13 protein-coding genes and 1 pseudogene are annotated in these 15,794 nt (G+C 61.5%); 11 read left to right on the top strand and 3 right to left on the bottom strand.

The annotated features are described in order from the left end of the window. A pseudogene (locus tag EOA28_RS07335) lies at positions 1–1,636 on the top strand (tetratricopeptide repeat protein); the annotation flags it as partial. On the opposite strand, the gene EOA28_RS07330 reads toward EOA28_RS07335, so the two are convergent. Then, the gene (locus tag EOA28_RS07330; protein ID WP_127249220.1) at positions 1,565–2,221 is read right to left on the bottom strand and encodes an NAD(P)-binding domain-containing protein; all 657 of its coding nucleotides are present in this window, start codon (positions 2,219–2,221) and stop codon (positions 1,565–1,567) included. The pseudogene EOA28_RS07335 and the gene EOA28_RS07330 overlap by 72 nt on opposite strands. 66 nt (positions 2,222–2,287) lie before the next feature. On the opposite strand from EOA28_RS07330, the gene EOA28_RS07325 reads away from it, so the two are divergent. From EOA28_RS07325 to EOA28_RS07305, 4 genes are all read left to right on the top strand, one after another. Next, complete coding sequence (locus EOA28_RS07325) at positions 2,288–3,247, top strand: DJ-1/PfpI family protein (RefSeq protein WP_245501487.1); 960 nt, start codon at positions 2,288–2,290, stop codon at positions 3,245–3,247. 55 nt (positions 3,248–3,302) lie between these two features. Next, positions 3,303–3,599 (top strand): putative quinol monooxygenase, encoded by a 297-nt coding sequence (locus EOA28_RS07320; RefSeq protein WP_126081322.1) that lies wholly within the window; start codon positions 3,303–3,305, stop codon positions 3,597–3,599. A gap of 20 nt (positions 3,600–3,619) precedes the next feature. Further along, on the top strand, positions 3,620–4,378 hold the full coding sequence (locus EOA28_RS07315; RefSeq protein WP_127249221.1) for an alpha/beta hydrolase: 759 nt from the start codon (positions 3,620–3,622) through the stop codon (positions 4,376–4,378). A gap of 525 nt (positions 4,379–4,903) precedes the next feature. Beyond that, positions 4,904–5,869, top strand: a complete 966-nt coding sequence (locus tag EOA28_RS07305) for an MBL fold metallo-hydrolase (protein ID WP_127249223.1) — start codon at positions 4,904–4,906, stop codon at positions 5,867–5,869. A 634-nt stretch (positions 5,870–6,503) separates the two neighbouring features. Here the strand turns inward: EOA28_RS07305 and EOA28_RS38695 are convergent. Both EOA28_RS38695 and EOA28_RS07300 read right to left on the bottom strand, forming a co-directional pair. Beyond that, the gene (locus EOA28_RS38695) at positions 6,504–6,671 is read right to left on the bottom strand and encodes a hypothetical protein (RefSeq protein WP_189341967.1); all 168 of its coding nucleotides are present in this window, start codon (positions 6,669–6,671) and stop codon (positions 6,504–6,506) included. A 14-nt stretch (positions 6,672–6,685) separates the two neighbouring features. Further along, positions 6,686–8,248 (bottom strand): winged helix-turn-helix domain-containing protein, encoded by a 1,563-nt coding sequence (locus EOA28_RS07300; RefSeq protein ID WP_127249224.1) that lies wholly within the window; start codon positions 8,246–8,248, stop codon positions 6,686–6,688. A 204-nt stretch (positions 8,249–8,452) separates the two neighbouring features. On the opposite strand from EOA28_RS07300, the gene EOA28_RS07295 reads away from it, so the two are divergent. From EOA28_RS07295 to EOA28_RS07270, 6 genes are all read left to right on the top strand, one after another. Continuing rightward, the gene (locus EOA28_RS07295; protein ID WP_189341966.1) at positions 8,453–8,743 is read left to right on the top strand and encodes a DUF1127 domain-containing protein; all 291 of its coding nucleotides are present in this window, start codon (positions 8,453–8,455) and stop codon (positions 8,741–8,743) included. 474 nt (positions 8,744–9,217) lie between these two features. After that, a complete protein-coding gene (locus tag EOA28_RS07290; RefSeq protein WP_128314753.1) occupies positions 9,218–12,379 on the top strand; it encodes an AAA family ATPase in 3,162 nt (1,053 codons plus the stop codon). A 24-nt stretch (positions 12,380–12,403) separates the two neighbouring features. Then, positions 12,404–13,558 carry a YcaO-like family protein gene (locus EOA28_RS07285; protein ID WP_127249227.1) on the top strand — a complete coding sequence of 385 codons (1,155 nt, stop codon included), beginning with the start codon at positions 12,404–12,406 and terminating at the stop codon, positions 13,556–13,558. Between the two features lie 5 nt (positions 13,559–13,563). Then, on the top strand, positions 13,564–14,286 hold the full coding sequence (locus tag EOA28_RS07280) for a TfuA-like protein (protein ID WP_127249228.1): 723 nt from the start codon (positions 13,564–13,566) through the stop codon (positions 14,284–14,286). A 79-nt stretch (positions 14,287–14,365) separates the two neighbouring features. Then, the gene (locus tag EOA28_RS07275; RefSeq protein ID WP_127249229.1) at positions 14,366–15,547 is read left to right on the top strand and encodes a hypothetical protein; all 1,182 of its coding nucleotides are present in this window, start codon (positions 14,366–14,368) and stop codon (positions 15,545–15,547) included. 32 nt (positions 15,548–15,579) lie between these two features. Next, positions 15,580–15,794: hypothetical protein (locus EOA28_RS07270; RefSeq protein WP_148670667.1), on the top strand; the 215-nt coding region annotated here is incomplete at its 3' end.

Here is a 15,794-nt window from a genome sequence, read left to right as displayed (position 1 = left end):
GGCGGCTGTGATTGCAGGCCTGGTATCGAAGTCGCTGGTGGCAGCCGACACCAGCGGTACGGTGACCCAATACAGGTTGCTAGAATCGACTCGAAGCTACGCTCGCGAGAAGTTGACCGAGGCAGGCGAAAGCTCCGCCTCGGCGCGTCGCCACGCATCCTACTACGCCGCGCTTCTTGATCGGGCGCATTCCGAGTTTTTCAGCAGGCCGCTAGCCGAGTGGATGGCCGAGTACAGCAGCTGCATCGACAACGTCCACGTTGCCATTGATTGGGCTCTATCGCCTGATGGCGACGGTGATGTCGGCGTGGCGCTCACTGCCAACGCCGTTCCGCTGTGGACTCGCCTGACCCTCCTCGAGGAATGCCGAACTCGCGTCGAACGCGCTCTCTCAGTCTTGAGTCCCGATGTCGCTCGCGGAGGCAAGCGCGAGATGCAGCTCTTCGCAGCATTTGCGGCGGCCTCGACCCTTACCAAGGGGCCGGGACCGGAATCGGAACTGGCCTGGTCAGCGACGCTCCAAATCGCTGAGCGGATCGGCGACATCGACTATCAGCTCCGTGCACTATGGGGCACCTGGATTGGCCATCACACCGGCGAGAGCCAGGCTAGGGCCCTCGAGGCGGCGCGCAAGTTCAGGGACGTCGCGGCGCTGTCGTCGGATGTTGCCGATCCCGTCGTGGGCGATCGGATCATTGGAACGGTCCTCTGGGCTCAGGGAGAACTGCAGGCCGCTCGCAGCACGATGGAACAGGTCCTTCGCTCATATGTGGCTCCGTCCGATCGTTCGCACCTGATCCGCTTCCAATTCGATCAACGGGTCACGGCCTATTCGGCATTGTCTCTGACGCTTTGGCTTCAGGGTTTGCCCGAGCAGGCAATGAAAATAGTCGAGACCAGTGCGCAACTGGCACAAAACCTTGCCCACGATCCTTCGATATTTCATGCGACCGCATTGTCGGGTTGCCGGGTCGCGCTCCTGGCGGGCGACAGGCCTTCCGCCGATAGGCTGCTGGCCTTGCTGCAGGGTGCGGTAGCGCGGCAAGTCAGCTACGGCGTCTGGATTCGAGCCTACCGGGGCGAGATCATGATCCGCGACGGCGATCCTGAAGCTGGTTCGCGTTTATTGGAGGTGGCCCTCACCGAGCTCCCGAAAGCGGCCTTTCACGCTCACTACGCGTCGCTTCGGGCCGCCCTGGCGCAGGGTCTCGCCGCTGCGGGCCGGGCTGATGATGCGGCGACAGTGATCGAGCATGCACTCGCACTCGCCGAACGCTCGGGGGACGTTTGGTATTTTCCGGAGTTGCTGCGCGTCAAAGGCGAGTTTTTGGCCGCACGACGGGCACCCGATGCGGCCGAGGAGACTTTTCTACTTTCCCTGGACTGGGCCCGGCGGCAAGGGGCGCTTGCCTGGGAGCTCCGCACGGGCATCAGCCTGGCGCGTCTTTTGGCGGAACAGGGCAGGATCGCTGTGGCGCACGCGTTCCTGTCTGAGTTGCGGGCAAAATTCACGGAGGGATTCGAGACGGTCGATCTCGTCGAAGCCGCACAGCTGCTCACGCGGCTAGAAGACAGTCGACGGGCCGATACTGATGAGATTGAGACCGACAAGAGCACCCGAGGGAAACTGCTGTAACCTGCCGCCTTCGGAGAGTCGGCCGAGATCGATGCCGGCCAGGCCCAGATGCGCGATCATCCTGCCGATCACCGCCTTGGCACGCGCATGGTCGCCAGAAAAGAAGATGACACGCCGTCCAGTCGCCGCCTCCGGGGACATCAGCAGCAACTGAGGCGGCAGCGTGTTGAAGGCCTTTACCACTCGTGCGCCCGGGACGAGGTGGGATACAATCTCGCTGGAGTTCCTGGCCAGGAAATCGGGGAGTGCGGCGGTAGGCATGTCGGGGTTCGTTGCATCGATCACGATCCTGCCGTCCCAATCGGGCACTTCCAGTAGCGCCACGGCAAGCTGGGACCATGGTACGGCGAGCACGACGATTTCTTCTTGCGCCGCCTCGGTCACGCTAGCGGCGACGGCTAGGTCCCCGAGTTCCCTTGCAAAATCTTGAAGGGTTGACCTTCCTCCTTTGTTGCTGACAACCGCCACCATGCCGGCCCCCACTGCGAGGCGCGCGATGGCTGAGCCGAGCCGCCCACAGCCAATGATGCCGATCCTGGCATACTCGACATCGGGAAGACTGCTCTGAGATGGTCGGAGGGGCATGGGCTGGTTGGCTCGCGGACTCGCTCCAGGATGATGCACGGCGCTCCTTTAAGCGAATGAATCGATGTGAACGTCGAAGCAACTAGCGCAGCAATTTTTCACATCGATTCACTCGCCGGCTTAGCCCGCCCAACCTATCGTCCACTTACCGACCTGAAACGGTGCCCTCCACCGAGCGCTGGAGGCCAAGTCCACCTACGACACGCAATGGAGGACAATGTGAGCAAAGGAAAAGTGCTTATTCTCGGGTCCAATGCGACCAGGATCGAGGTCAAGGGCGGCCGGTGGGGCGCTACAGGACAGTACCTCAATGAGACGGTCGTTCCAGCAATGGCCGTCATCGATGCCGGCTATGAGGTCGTGCTCGCGACGCCGAATGGCGAAAAACCGGTAATCGACAAGGCTTCTGATGCGCCGGCGCATTTCGGCGGCGACAAGGCGGCGTACGATCGCGCCAAGGCCTTCTACGCCGACCATCCATCGATGACGCCGCGAATGCTCCGGTCGGTAATCGAAGAAGGGCTGGACAACTACGCCGGTGTGTTCGCTCCGGGTGGGCAGGCCCCGGTCGTCGACCTCATGCAGGATCAGGACGTCGGCGATGTGCTCCGCCATTTTCATGAGAAGGCGAAACCCACGGCCCTGCTTTGCCACGGACCCATATCAGCGGTCGCCGCGATGCCCTACGCACGCGAGTTTCGCGCGGCTTTGATTGCCGGAGATCCGGACAAGGCGGCAGAGTGGGCCAAAGGCTGGCAGTATGCGGGCTACAAGATGACGATATTCTCTTCGACCGAAGAGAAGGTGATCGAGGACAACATCTTGCACGCGAAAATCTATTTCCACATGCCTTACGCGCTGACGCTTGCAGGCGCCAACGTGACCACAACTCCGGTCGATTTCGATCCCTATGTGGTCGAGGATCGCGAACTGATCACGGGCCAGAACCCGCGTTCGGATCATCCGATAGGTGCAGCGCTGATCGCTGCGCTCGACCGCCAGTGCGAAGGCAAGCGCGCCGCCTGAGGTCCTGCGGGTCGGCCTCGGCGCCGACCCAACCTCTCGGAGAAAGAACTGGATCATGTCGACCGGTGTCAAGATCGTGGGAATCCTTACCGCTTGGCCAGGCAAGGCCGCAGAGCTCCAGCGGCTCCTATGCGCCACACGAGTATCCAGTCGGACGGAGCCCGGCAATATGAGATGGGACATCTGGCGCGACCGTGCCAATCCGGACCGCTTCATACTTGACGAGCTCTACTCAGACGACACCGCGCTTAACGTCCATCGCGAGACGCCGCACTTCAAGAACTATGCAAAGAAGATCGGCGATCTGGCCGAACGAACACCGATCGTTCTCGATCCGGTCGACGTCACATGAAACGCTAGGAGAACAGGACAATGAAACGTGCAATTACAGGATTACTCGCAGCCATGATCACAACCGCTTCCCCGCTCGCAGCCTCCGCTGCCGAAAAGGCCGTCTCAATCGTGCTCGTTCACGGTGCCTTCGTCGATGCCTCCGGGTGGCAGGCCGTCCATGACATCCTGTCCGCGAAAGGTTACCAGGTCTTGGCGGTGCAGAACCCGACTGTCACCCTTAAAGGTGACGTTGAAGCGACCCGCCAGGTTATCGCCAGGGCCAAGAAGCCGGTGGTGCTTGTGGGTCATTCCTATGGCGGCGCGGTCATTACAGAGGCTGGCGATCTGCCCAAGGTGCAGAGCCTGGTCTACCTCGCCGCCTACGCACCCCAGGCCGGAGAATCCGTGTTCGACATCGCGACGGCGCCCACGCCCGGCGAGGACAAGGCGCCGCTGCTCCCGCCAAGTAACAACTTCCTGCTCTGCGACTCGGAGAAGTTCCCGACTTCCTTCGCTGCCGATGTCGATCCAAAGACGGCTCGCTTCATGGCGGATGCGCAGGTGCCCTGGGGTCTGGAAGCCGTGCAGACAAAGATCACCGCCCCCGCCTGGAAGGAGAAGCCGACCTATTTCATGGTGACGACCAAAGATCACATGATCCCACCCAGCCAGCAGCGCGCCAATGCGGCACGCGCGAAAGCAAAAGTGGTGGAAATCGACTCCAGCCACGCGGTGATGCTCTCGCATCCTCAAGAAGTCGCCGACTTCATTGCCGGCGTGGCCGCCCAGACGAATTAATGCCGGGCGTAACCCATACAGGCGCAGCTGGAGACAGCGAGCCGCCCCGCGGCAGTCTCTCTTCATCGAACGGCGGATAAGGGCCGTCAACTATGCTGAACTGCCGACGCGGCCTTCCCGGATGGCTGGCGTCGGCCCCGTTCAATGCTTGAGCGGCTGAACATGCGACGGCGGCTGTTTCGAGTAGTGCCCACAAGCGGACGGACAGCAGCCGGCCCCAAAGAGGGCATGGCTGAATGCGATACCGTCGCGGCGGTTGCCAACATACATTGGAGGTCATTGTGAAACGAACAATCAGGGGATTTCTCGCCGCCATGATCCTTGGCTCCCCGTCGCTTCCTTCGCCGCCGACAAACCTGTCTCGATCGTTCTAGTTCATGGCGCCTTCGTGGACGGCTCCGGCTGGCAGGAAGTGTTCAACATCCTGCTCGCTGCCCTGAAGAAGCTTGCGTAAAGCCCGCGGGTGTCAGCACGGACAAATGTCAGTCGTGCTTGCGCTATTGTTTTCCAAGCGGAGTGGAAATGATGTCTCAGACCAATCAGATATCGCGAAGGAGTTTCTGCCTCTGTTGCGCAGCCGCCTCTGCTTCAGCGGCTACCGGCGGATGGCTCAGTCCCAGGGAAGCGTATGCCGAGGCTCGCGGTGTTGTCAGTCTTGTCAGGGATAGCGCTGCCGTATCGCCGATCGTCGCGCATCAACTGCGCGGCAGTATTAGCGTGCTGGAGGGTTCGGGCGGGAACATCGCCGTTCTCACGGGGCCGGACGGCAATCTTCTGGTGGACGCTGGCATCGGAGTGTCACGGACACACGTGACCGAAGCCTTGGATAAGCTCTCGGCCGATCCCGTAACACACTTGATTAACACGCATTGGCATTTCGACCATGCCGACGGCAACGCGTGGCTTGGCGCGCTCGGGGCAAAGATCACGGCCCATGAAAACACGCGCAAATACCTTTCGCAGGTCCAGCGGGTCGAAGACTACGACTACAACTTCTTGCCGCTGCCGATAGACGGGCTGCCATCCAACGTGTTCGCAAACGAGCACGCCATCAAGGTTAACCGCGCCTCGGTAGGCATGAAATATTATGGCTCTGCTCACACCGACAGCGACATATCCGTCACGTTCGCCGAAGCAGACATCGTCCACGTCGGCGACACGTACTGGAATGGCCTTTACCCCTTCATCGACTATTCCACCGGCGGCAGCATCGATGGCATGATCGCGGCGTCGGACGCCAATCTGGCCGCGACGACAGACAAGACGATCATCATTCCGGGCCACGGCAAGCCTGCTAGCAACCGGGCGGAACTCCAAGAGTTCCGCGACATGCTCGTGGCTGTCCGCGAGAACGTCGCGAAGCTGAAAATGCAAGGCTGGTCGCGCGACGAGACGGTCGCCGCCAAGCCAACCGCCACCTTCGACGCCAAGTGGGGTAACTCCGTCATCGATCCGGGCTTCTTCACTCGGCTGGTGTACCAAGGCGTATGATTACCAGTTCACCCATTTTCGCAATTCGAGCGATCGCGAGGACGAAACGACGCAAAATCCGAGCAACCTTTGAGCCACGATCAACCGCCGGGGTCTACTCCTCGGATTGTGGGTATTCGACACGTCGGCGCCTTCGCGACAGCGGCAAGATCCGCCGGGACGATCGCCGCGCCCAGTCTCGCCTTCAGTGTGTGACAGATAACAAGGACGGGAGTCGACGGCGTAAAGATATGGCTCAGCGGACGCCCTGCTGCATGGCTTCTCCCTCGTCACCTGACGCACAACCTCGTCCGACTATAAGGCTGATTGCTACCGCGGGATCGCTCTTGGGATCGGCCCTGGTGACATCCGCGCTTGTAAACCCTTCGCCGAGGTTTTGAAACGGGAGATTTGCTGGGGGCATCGAACGTTTTATCTAACTTGCGACCGGACACGGAGCTCAAACTCATTCAGACGGTTCTGGCTCATAGGTTGCGGAGCGCAGAGTGCGTGTGCAAATCCGCAAGATGCGGGGGACACTTTAGACTTCTACAGAGCGGTTCGCCAAAGTTGGTTCAAAACGCTGATCCAGCGCCGTGTCCATCCGTCGAATGATTTGGTTTGCAGAACTCAAACGTCGACCTCGCTCGTTGCTTCAGCGCAGCCCGCTTTGCTGGCCAAGGACGCGCAGCAACTTCTCGACATCTGGCCGCATTCTGTTTGCCCGAAGGAACAGCTCGTGTCCGTTTTCTGGGCTTTCACCGTTGACCAGTTGCACCAATTGCTTGGCCTCGTCGGTCCGGCCGGCCGCAGTCAGCGCCAACGCCGCAACACGCCTCACATGGGCATGAGCGTTGCGATGGAGCGTGGCACGCAGGGCCCACGCAGCAGCCTCGCCGGCTCTTCCGAGTCGCAGCAGCGAAATGGCGCGCACGGCTTGGTTGGGAGCGAGGAAGGGATCGAACGGCGACAGTTCTCTTGCATGGTCGGCCGCCTGAATAGCCAACTTGGCATCCCCGGAGTGCGCTTCGATAAAGGCTCGCGAGTAATGCCCAAAAGCATATGAAGGGCTGAGGACCGTCGCGCGCTCCAGAGCCTCGGTATGATCCAGAGGGCGCGCCCAAGAGCGCAATGCGCCGCAGGGTCGTGCGGATCGACCACCACTGCGCGGGCCGCAAGATCGTGAGCGAGCCGCCCTTCCTCGGAGAGGTGCGCCGGATCAAATAGATATGCTTTCAAGAAATGTGTGAATGAAAGGCTGGCATAAGGACCTGCAAAGCGCGTGTCGAGGTCGATCGCCGCCTTGAACAGATTCTCGGCGACCGTATTGTCCTGGCCGGTGAACAAGTGCATGTGCCCCAAGCCGCGATGATAGGCCTGCCATGCGTCCAATTGGTGAAGGGGCCGCCTGACCGCGATGTTGCGCTCCGCAAGATTTACCTCGCCGGCGATCAGCGTGGCAATCTCGCTGGCAAGGGACTGTCCGACCTGCGGGACGGACGCGAGGGGCTTCGAGAATATATCCGAAAAGAGCACATGGCCGCCGTCTGCCGCGATCAATTCGGCATCGACCCGAAGGGTCGGTCCGTCCAGCGTGATGTTGCCGGCGCAGACATAGTCGCAGCGAAGCAGCCGGGCGGCTTCCAGCCTACTCAATCCCACTGACGACAAAGCCTGCAGCGAGTTCGCCGCGATGACGAAGACAGTTCGCAGTCGGGCAACGTCGCGGATGATGTCGCGCAGCAACCCGTCCCTCAAAATGCGGAGGTGCCGGGAAGCGACATCCTCGAGCGCGAACGGCAGCACCGCGACCGCGGGCCTGTCGCGCCCAGAGACGCGAGCCGACTGCGCCTCAGCCGATTCTGCCGTCCCCACAAGAGGCACCGTCGACGTGCTTTCATCGACCAACACGTCGAACGCGCGCCGCAATGATCGTTCGCCCGGCAGATCCGCGTCGGCGTGGGCCGCTAAAAGCACATCGAGCTGAGCTTCGGATAGGGGATGTCGCTCTCCTAGGTGTGGCTCTGCCTGAGGTTCTTCACTGGCTGTATTACTGCCGTCACCCCTCGGTTCGTCCTGCGATTGAAGCGTGAGCATATAGCCGCGCTTCGCAACCGTCTTGATCTGGGCTGCCCCCTCGTCGCCAAGAACGTTTCGAAGGTCGCGGATCGTTTGTGTCAATGCGTCGTCAGTGACGGTAAGACCCTTCCACACGACCTCAAATATTTGATCTCGGCTCACCACGCGGTTTGCGTGCTCAACGAGAAAGACCAACAGCGAAAAGGTCCTCGCGCGAACGTCAACAGGCCTGCCGTTGTTCAAAATGAGACCTCGATCCCGGTCGAGGGCGCATGCGCCAAGCCGGATGAGGGCCTTGTCCGGACGGTCGGCTTCTGCCAACCGCGTTCTCCCTTGAAGGGTGCCCTACAATAGCGCAGCCCGGCATATTAGGAAATTCGCACCTACGAGCCATTGGGATCTTGGTACGGCCCGATTTCACCTCCATTTCGGAAATGTTTCGGCTGGATATCAGGCCAGGCGCCGGAAGCTCGCCTAGTCTCCACCTGCCGCTCATGAAAGGCGGCCGCAGAAGGAGAGATGGTCATGACCAGCATCGAATTCCCCCAAAGGGCAGCGGGACGCAAGGAGAGCCGTACTGTCCGATGCCTTTTGGCACTTCTGCACGCAACCGTTGCTGCTGTCCTTTGGCTGCCGCGCTTTTGGGCACGACGAAGGCAGCTCGCTTTCCTCGCGTCGATGAGCGCACGCGAACTCCAGGACATCGGCCTGAATAGCTTCGACATCGCCAACGCCCTTGCGCAGCGAAACGACCAGGACCCGACAGTGTACTTGGCTGATGTCGCTCGCGAGCGCAGGTTGCGCAGGCAGACATAGCGCATTGGTCAAAGACCTCCACCCGCGCCTGGCACAGCGATCGAGAACGCTTCCGCGCCAGCTGCGCTCTGATCTTGTCGATTGAAACGCCACTCGAGCGAAGGTGTCATCTCTTGCGACTCAGTGGTTCGCGCTCCCGGCGCGTCTCTGATAGGCTCAAACCTCATGTGGGGGGTGATCGTCCGGTAAACCGTCATCAGACGCTCGCAAATGTGGTAGCGATCATCCGGCGCGGCCCGGACGCATGGCGGAGCGTCCTGAAGTGGTTGCGGCTTGAGACGTTGTGCAGGGGCCCCGGAACGAAAGCGGTTACAGCTGGTGTCAACGCCAAGGAGAGTTTGCGCATTGAGGATTTCTCTCCATAACGATCCCGGCATCGGCTTTTTCCTGCCCTGCCCACCGATCAAGTGTTTTGTGGACAGCATCGTACTTTGCTAATGTTGCCGCCACTGCACTCGGCGAGGAAATCGCAGCATGTCGGAGAAGGGTCCGGTCGCGTTGCCGGGGGCGTCTGTGGCAACAGGTTTTCTGGGCGGCATCGGCGACAATCCGTCCGAAGCCCGGCATGAGCGTCGAATCCTGACCGCGCTCTGCTACGACCTGGTCGGATCGACCGACCTTCTTGCCATCCTGGACATCGAAGAGTTCGAGGAACTTATATCAGCCTTCCAGCGGGCGACGAAACAGGCGGTCGCGTCATGCTCGGGTGCCGTCCAGGTCGAGGTCGGTGATGGCGGCGTTGCTTTGTTTCCTGCCGAAATAGACGCCAAGGACGCGGCATCGCTGGCGATCCGAGCCGGGCTCGAAATCATCGACGCCTGCAGGCGCGTCGGCTCGGACAAAGGCCGCGCCGATTTGCATGTCCGAGTCGGAATCGCGACATCGATGACCCTGATCCACAAGGGTGACGCCGATACCGGTCACGACAATGTCACCGGCCCGGCCTTCGCGATGGCCACGCGGCTCCAGGCCATCGCGCAGCCGGATACGGTGATGGTCTCGGACGCGACACGCAACCTGGCGCGACGGTCGCATGTGTTCAGCTTTAGGGGCGCCCATGCGATCAAGGGGTTTGCCGAGCCGGAGCTGGTCTGGCGCGCGCTGAGTCACAAGCGCGAGGTCGACCGCTTCTTCGCCTTCGGGCGGCTGAGCAGTCCGCTCGTCGATCGCGAGGCCGAGCTCGCCACAATCGCCGAAGCATGGGACAGCGCCATTGCGGGAAACGGCGGCGTTGTGGTGATCGAGGGCGAGGCCGGGATCGGCAAGTCGCGCATTCTTCACGAAGTGCGCCGGCGCACGCGTCACCAGCGCGCGAAACTCCTATTCTTCCAGTGCACGCCCGGCGGCTTGCGCTCGGCGCTCCATCCGCTGCTACAGAACGTACGCGGCGATCTCGCCGGCAATGAAGGGCCGCTGAGCGCTGCCGCCGTGGCGGAAGCTTTCCGCGATCATGACGTCCACGATCCTGAAATCATCGACATCTTTTCGTTCCTGCTCGGCGCTGCGGGGGGCGATCCGATGCTCAAGGAGATCGACGCCGAGGCGATGCGCGCGAAAGCCAATTGGGCGGTTCGCCACGCGCTCGAAGCCCTGTGCGCCAGCGGGCCGATTGTTCTGGTGGTCGAGGACATCCATTGGATCGATCTGACGTCGAGACAATTGTTGGCTGAACTTGCACAGTCGGCCCGTCACTTCCGGGCGCTTGTCATCGCGACCACGCGCCCTGAATCCGGGAGCTGGCTGGCAGCATCGAATCCAAGGCATATCTCGCTTAAGCCGCTCAACCGCGAGCAAACGCGGCTGGCGATCGCGGCCATGTGGCCGCAAGGCACGCCGTCAACTTCCCCGGAATTTCTCGACGTGGTGGAACGCGTGACCGGAGGCGTCCCGCTGTTCATCGAAGAAATCTGCCAGTGGATGACCGAGAACGCGGCGTCGGCAACGGATCGGCTGGAGCAGACCGCGACGCGCAGTCATGCCTCGGTGTTCGAAAGCGTGATCGAGGCCAGGCTCGAAACGCTGGGGTCGGCACGCGAAGTCGCGCGCGCTGCGGCCGTCGCGGGCAACCGTTTCAATCAGGAATTGCTGCGCGCGCTGTTGCCGGAGCTCGACGACGAAATCATCGCAAACGCGCTGGATACGCTGAGTGAGGCCGGGTTCCTGATCCGTGTGCGGCCTTCCGGCGCTCCGGTTTATGGCGTGCGCCATGCGCTTATCCAGGAGACGATCTACAACGCAACGCTGCGCAAGAGACGCCAGGCCTTGCATCGCCGCCTGTTTGCCGCGGTGAGCCGCAATCGAAACCTGGCCGGGTGGCTGGGCACCGCCGAGGTTGCCGAGCATGCAGAGCGCGCAGGCCTTCTGGAGGACGCGATAGCTCAGTTCGTGATCGCAGGCACGGAAAGCTCGTCCCGCTCGGCGATGGCGGAAGCGAGGCAGATACTCGAGCATGCATTGGCGCTCTGCGAGCGCGTTGCGGCAGCCGACACGCGAGACGCGCTGCGGCTATCGGCAATGATCGTGCTCGGTCCCATCCTGACCGCTGTCGAAGGTCCGAACTCGGCGCCCGCCCGCAAATTGTACGAGGACGGTGTGGTGATCGCCCGGCGGCGGCCGGTGGCCGAGCGGGCCAAGTGGTTCCCGATCTACTGGGGCTGGTGGTTTACGGATACCGTCATGGACGGCGAGCGCGCGGAGGTCGTGCTCAGCGATCTCAGGGATGTCGAGGATGCCGAAGTGCAACTCCAGACCAGGCATTGCGTGTGGGCAATCGACTTCAATCTTGGCCGCCACGACCGCTGCATCGCGACAGTCGACGCCGGACTGTCGCTCTATGAGCACGGCCACGGCAAAGCCCATGCTGCGTTGTTCGGCGGACATGACGCGAGGGTCTGCGGGCTCGCCCACCGCGCCTTGTCAATGTGGTTCGTCGGAAAGCCGGCAGGCGCGCTCCATTCGATGTCGGAAGCTAGGAGCTGGGCGCAGCAAACCGGACATGCCGGCAGCATCGCGCATGCCTACCTCAACGAAGCGATGCTGCACTGCTATCGCCGCGATTTTTCGATGCTGCGAAGCGTGATAGCGGATCTGCGCCACTTGACCGAGCGTCATCATATGCCCGCCCTCGCCGCCGCAGCGCAGATCTTCGAAGGCTGGTGCGACGGCAACGCCGGCCAGGTCGAGGGCGGCAGGGATAAAATGCGGCGAGGCCTTGGCCTCCATGGGGAGTTCCAGACGCCTGAGGACGAACCGGTCTATTGCGGCATGCTGGCGGAGCTTTTGACAAGAACTGCCGAGGTTGATGAGGCGCTCGCTCTGCTGGACTCGGCTGTGGCGCAGGCCGAGGCCGGCGGCAGCCGGTTCTGGCTGGCAGAACTCTACAGGCGAAGGGCCGAGCTACTTCTTCTCCAGGGCGATGCGAAGGCGGACGTAGTCGCTGCCCTCGAAAAGAGCATCGCCATAGCCGCGGAGCAAGGCGCCGTGCCTTTCCTCGTCAGTACATACGAAATCCTTCAATCATCAGGCCTGTCACCTGAACTGTCGGCGCGCTATCGCGATCGGGTCGAACGTGCGAAATCCGCTCTCGAGCCGGGCGCCTCGCTGATCGTCAATCCCGAATCGGCTGTTCGGCACTAGCCGACCCTGCAAGAGCAATCCGCGATGCTGGAGCGATACAAACGCCTTGGTCCGCCGCCCGACGAGGCGCTGGCGAAGCTGATGAAGATGCGCGGAGGCCTTGGCATTACGCGGATCGCCGACATTACCGGACTCGACCAACTCGGCATCCCGGTCGTGCAGGTGACAAGACCTTTCTCGCTCTCCAACGCGGTCGCGCAAGGCAAGGGCGCCACGCTGGCGCAAGCCGCGATATCGGCCATGCTGGAATCGGCCGAGACCTTCTTTGCAGAGCAGGTGGCGAATTTCGACACAGTCGTCGGTTCCGCCGATCAATTGCGCATCCCGCCCGGTCGGTTCGAAAGGCATCTCCGGGGGGGCGCCACGCCCGGATGGCGCGGTAAGGACACGGCGTGGGTAGCCGCGGACAATCTTCTTACCGGCAGCCGCGACCTGGTCCCGTTCGAGCTCGCGCACACCGCGTATGTGTTGCCGTCCCTGCCCCACGACGGCATTTTCGCGGCATCGACGAGCGGTTTGGCCGCAGGCTTCGAGGAGCGGGATGCCATCGTTCATGGCATGCTTGAATGCATCGAACGGGACGCGATCGCCACGGCATACCGGACCCACGGTTTTTTCCACCGTCAACGCATCGATCCCGAGACGATCGATGATCCGTCGCTCCGCGATCTCCTGGAAACTTTGGCGGCCAAGAACGTGCTGGTCGGCCTTTGGCAGGCTTTGTCGCCGTTGGGCATCCCGGTGGTGTGGTGTCATCTGCTGGAAGACGAACCGACGGAAACGGTCCTTTTGGATCATCCGGCTGATGGCTCGGCTGCGGGTTTCAGTTTTGCCGGCGCGGCGGCGGACGCCATCTACGAAGCGGCCCAGGCCCGTCTGGCGGCGATCTCGGGGGCACGCGATGACCTGACGCGCGCGTCCTATCCGAAATACCCCGATCGGCAGATGATTGCAGCGCATCGCCGGCTCCTCCGCGATGGACCGCGCAGCGTGGATTTCCGCGCGCTCGCCGAGCAGAATTTCAACACGGCGTCGGACGGGCTGTCGGTCCTCTTGGCAATTCTCGAAGACGGAGGGTTCGATGCGGTCCACCTAGTCCGGGTAAGAACGCGACCGTTCGACGTCCTGTCGGTTGTCAGGATCGTCATCCCTGCCTTGCAGCCACTTTTGCAGGGGTAGATTTTATGCGCCCGAAACTTGTCTTCACCGGCCCTACCGTGTCCCATGCCGACGCGTTGAAGGTCGTCGATGCGGTATGCCTTCCCCCCGCCGTGCAAGGATCGATTGTTTCAGCCGTGCAGCATTTAGACCCGAGCGCGATCCTTGTCATAGACGGCGGTTTTCAGGCTGAGCCGGCGGTTCGGCACAAGGAAATCCTTTGGGCTCTCAGCCGCGGCATTCATGTCTTCGGAGCGGCCAGCATGGGCGCCCTTCGAGCAGCCGAGCTGTTCCCCTATATGCAAGGCGTCGGGCTTATCTACCGATGGTATCGCCGCTTCGCCTTTGCACCCGACGACGCTGTAGCGGTATTGCATGGACCGGCCGAGGTGAATTTCGCTCAATTGACGCATGCGCTGATTGACTTGCGCCGGACCCTTCGCGCTGCTTGCCGGCGCGGCGTGATTTCATCCGAACAGCAGGCGAGGCTCGAGGGTGCGGCACAGGCCGTCAACTTTCGCGAGCGCACCCTGGCACGGATGGTCCGGGATGCGCATCACGGCAACGACGACGTCGAGAAATTGTGCAGGGAGCTCGGCGCGGCTTTCGTCCAGCAAAAAAAGCAAGATGCCCTGCGGGCACTCGAACTTTTGCGGGACCAAGCATTTGAAAAAGCACACCCCATGCCGGAATTGCAGCTAACCTCCGCCTTCTCCAAGGATATGGATGATGCGGGGCTGGCGCTATAGGTCGTGACCTCTTGGCGGCCGACGATTTACGCAACCTAAGCACCGTGATAGCGTGGCAGCGTCAGAGGGGGCCAAGCAATTGGACGCGGTCGATCGTGTCGTTGCGCAAGATCGGTTGCTGGGAACGCGGTTCCTGGTCTACCCGCAGGTCCCTCATCTTTCGGGTTACGGAACACCCGAAACAGTATGGATTTCTACTCCACCCGATCTGATCCGCTCCGGCCCGGAAGATCACCGCATTTACGTTCGCGATCCGCTCCTCGACAAGGAGCCTTACGACTACCCTTATCTGCCACCGTTTGTCGGGGAGATCTTTCCGCCTGCAGAGGCTGGCTTTGACGGCCATTTCGATCAGATTTCCCTAACCTCGCGACAGTTCCTTGCTGCACACGCTTTCGCCTCGGTCAGCCGCGTGCTGGACATCTGGGAAAGCTACCTCGGCAAACCGATTGTCTGGTATTTTGCCGAGACGTACGAGCGGCTCGAAATCATCCCCTTCGTCAACTGGGAGAATGCGCAATCGGGCTATGGCTATCTGGAACTCGGCCGAGAGCGCGGCATCGACGGAGGCAAGTATCCCTACGCGCTCAACTTCGATGTGATCGCACATGAGGTCGGCCACGCAATCTTGTTTTCGTTGTTCGGGACACCAGCCGGCGGCCTGACTCAAGGCGATTTCGGACCGTTCCACGAAGCCAGTTCGGATCTGGTCTCGCTCTTATCCTTCCTGAATTTCGACAGCGGCATGGACCGGCTGCTGCGGCACTGCGACGGCAACCTACTTGTTCTCAATGAACTGAACCGGATTGCCGAACTGACCGGCGATCGGCAGATTCGCCTCGCCAGCAACGCACGCCGCATGTCGGAGGTGACGGCAGAAATCCATGACAGGTCACGGCCATTCACGGGGGCTGTGTTCGACACGATCGTCGACGTCTACCACGCGGCACTGGTGCACGAGGGGTTGGCCGACGAGAGGCTGGTGGGGATCGATATCAAAGATCTCGACCAATCCGACATGCAGCGCATCTCGGATTTAACGTCCCGCGCCTTCCGCGCTCGGCCCTTCATGTTCAAGAGCATGCTGATCAGAGCAAGGGACGAGGTGGCTCTCGCACTTGCTCAGGCATGGCCACGCCTCGATGCGGATGACCTGTCGTTCGAAAAGGCCGCGGCGTTGGTGGTGGACGCCAGCGATCGCGTCGCGCCGATGCTCGCGGAAAAATTCGATGAGAACTTCAGCTGGCGGGAGATCTTGTGAACTGAAGGATGCAGCAAAAAGGAGCGAGGAAAATGAGCGACGACTATCACCGACCGACACTAACGTTTCCATCAGGCGCTTACAACGCAACACAGGTCAGGCTCTATGGCTTGGGGGCGGAGATTGGACTCAGCGTGCCCGGTGCGCCAGCACCCTTTGGGGACACCGGCATGTATGTCGAAACCGCGCCTGGGGCACCCATCACCGACGAGCAACGTGCCAATGCACTTGAAGTGTTGGAGAAATA

The organism is Mesorhizobium sp. M2A.F.Ca.ET.067.02.1.1, assembly GCF_004023285.1.
Lineage (GTDB): Bacteria > Pseudomonadota > Alphaproteobacteria > Rhizobiales > Rhizobiaceae > Mesorhizobium.
Note: the sequence above shows the minus strand (reverse complement) of the source record. Positions and strands in the feature narration are given on the sequence as shown.